2 protein-coding genes are annotated in these 1,648 nt (G+C 56.4%); both read left to right on the top strand.

Features of this window, described 5'->3' with window-relative positions; all coding sequences use genetic code 11:
- Nucleotides 1-1,185, top strand: a 1,185-nt coding sequence (locus tag NW827_RS10070; RefSeq protein WP_414503643.1) for a pentapeptide repeat-containing protein, incomplete at its 5' end; no start/stop codon positions are given.
- A 112-nt stretch (nt 1,186-1,297) separates the two neighbouring features.
- A partial coding sequence (locus tag NW827_RS10065) for a DUF1257 domain-containing protein (RefSeq protein WP_414503642.1) occupies nt 1,298-1,648 on the top strand: 351 nt, incomplete at its 3' end.

Raw genomic sequence — 1,648 nt, 5'->3', positions numbered from 1 at the left:
GCTCAGGCGGACTTGAGCGGGGCCAACTTGAGCTGGGCAAATCTGAGCGGGATCAGGCTCGCTGGCGTGAACTTGGTGGGAGCCGACCTGAGCGGGGCCAACCTCTGCGGCGTAGACCTACAGTGGGCAGAGTTGGGCAAAGCCAATCTAAGCCAGGCGGATCTGAGGGGGGCCAACTTAAACCAAGCGGATCTCAGCGGGGCAGACCTAAGCGGTGCCAACCTCAGTGGAAGCAGCTTGATCAAGGCCGAACTAGCCAAGGCCAAGCTTGTGGGGGCCAAGTTGGCGCAAGCCAACCTCGTTGGAGCCAAGCTGAGACGGGCTAAGCTCAACGGCGCAGATCTAAGGGGGGCTAGCCTCATCGGGGCCGACCTCAGCGAAGCCAAACTGGGCAAGACAGACCTGAACTTGCCTAGCTTGAGATGGACGGTGATTTCTGGAGAGGCCAGCTCGGAGAGTAGCTGGTGGTTCATGATTTTCCATGCTGGCGCCCCTTCGCAGGAGCTGAGCCAAACAGACTTGAGAGAGGCGGACTTGAGAAAGGCCAACCTTAGCCGGGCAGACCTCAGCGGGGTAAGGTTCAGTGGAGCTAACCTAAGCCAGGCTTATTTGATTGGGGCAGATCTCAGCGAGGCCAGCCTAGATGAAGCCAATCTAAAGAGGGCCAAGCTGGGCGGAGCCAACCTCAGCGGCGCCGACCTGAGGGGGGCAGATCTGGAGCTGGCCAGTCTGCAGCGGGTGATCCTTTCTCCTGCAACCCAGATCGAGGCCAAGTGGCGTCTAGTGTGGGAGATCGTCAACGGTCAAGCCTCCAAGAGAAACTTGAGTGGGGTTGACCTGAGCGGCGCTAATTTGAATTGGGCCAAGCTCAACGGGGTGCAACTGGTCGGGGCAAACCTAAGTGGAGCCAGCCTCATTGGAGCGGATCTAGGAGGATCTAACCTCAGCCAAGCCAATCTGAGGAAGGCCAATTTGAGCTACGCCAACTTGGAGGGATCCAATCTAGACAATGCTATCCTAGAAGGCGCAAAACTTGATTTTCAGTGGCAGTGGATCTGGCTCTTCCTTTGGTTCAAAGGTTTGGCAACCATCTGGTTTGGTTACCCCAGTACCCCTCAACTGCCTCCTCCTGCTACGCCGGATCCCAATCGGTATCTCCCAGCCGAGAAGCCCAAGGAGAAGTGAACACTTCTGTTCTTTGGCTAGGGCCACGCAGGTTTGTATCCTAGCAAACACTTTTTAATCCAAGAGAGCTGCTTTAGGATAAAGGCGTGTCCTTCTGAGGAGAATCCCCACAGTGTCTCACTTCACCAGCATCAAGGTTCAGTTCAAAAATAAAGAGATCCTGAAAAGCATTTTGGTTGCCCAAGGTCACGAGGTTCTGGAAAACACTTATGTCCGGGGGTATGGAGGGAACCGCGTCCGGGCAGATCTTGTGGTCAGGCGCAGCAACGGCTACGACATTGGCTTTCGCCAACGGGGGGACAGCCTGGAGATGATTGCCGACTTTTGGGGAACGGGAGTCACCGCTGAGGCTTTCTTAGCGCCAATCCGCCAAGCCTACACCCGCGAGCAGCTCCTTGCAACGGCAGCGGAGAAGGGGTTTACCGTAGAGTCGGAATCTGTGGACGAGAAAGGACAGATCAGG

This window comes from Synechococcus sp. H70.1 (assembly GCF_047502705.1).
GTDB lineage: Bacteria > Cyanobacteriota > Cyanobacteriia > Thermostichales > Thermostichaceae > Thermostichus.
The sequence above is the reverse complement of the archived record's forward strand: the minus strand, read 5'-3'. Positions and strand labels throughout refer to the sequence as shown.